Raw genomic sequence first — 812 nt, forward strand, 5'->3', positions numbered from 1 at the left:
GGTCTTCGAGTCCCCCAAGGACAAGATCCTCTGGGACACCGGCCACCAGAGCTACGTGCACAAGCTCCTCACCGGCCGGCAGGACTTCTCCAAGCTGCGCGGCAAGGGCGGCCTGTCCGGGTACCCCTCCCGCGAGGAGTCCGAGCACGACGTCATCGAGAACAGCCACGCCTCCACCGTTCTCGGCTGGGCCGACGGCCTCGCCAAGGCCAACCAGCTGCGGGGGCGGGACGACCGCGTCATCGCCGTCATCGGCGACGGCGCCCTCACCGGCGGCATGGCGTGGGAGGCGCTCAACAACATCGCGGCGGCCAAGGACCGCCCCCTGATCATCGTCGTCAACGACAACGAGCGCTCCTACGCCCCCACCATCGGCGGCCTCGCCGACCACCTCGCCACGCTCCGCACCACCGACGGCTACGAGCGCTTCCTCGAGTGGGGCAAGGACGTCCTGCGGCACACACCCGTCATCGGGACGCCGCTGTACGGTTCGCTGCACGGCGCGAAGAAGGGCTTCAAGGACTTCATCGCCCCGCAGGGCATGTTCGAGGACCTCGGCCTGAAGTACGTCGGCCCGATCGACGGCCACGACATCGAGGCGGTCGAGACCGCGCTCCGGCGCGCCCAGCGCTTCCACGGCCCCGTCCTGGTGCACTGCCTCACCGAGAAGGGCCGCGGTTACCAGCCGGCGCTCGACGACGAGGCGGACCGCTTCCACGCCGTGGGCGCCATGGACCCGCTCACCTGCGCACCGCTGACGCCCGCGGGTGCCCCTTCCTGGACGTCCATGTTCGCCGGCGAGATGGTCGAGC

At 70.3% G+C, this 812-nt stretch carries 1 protein-coding gene; it reads left to right on the forward strand.

The window, feature by feature from the left end:
• Window positions 1–812: 1-deoxy-D-xylulose-5-phosphate synthase N-terminal domain-containing protein (locus tag IH00_RS39515; protein WP_031074417.1), on the forward strand; the 812-nt coding region annotated here is incomplete at both ends.

It is taken from the genome of Streptomyces sp. NRRL S-118 (assembly GCF_000716335.1).
GTDB lineage: Bacteria > Actinomycetota > Actinomycetes > Streptomycetales > Streptomycetaceae > Streptomyces.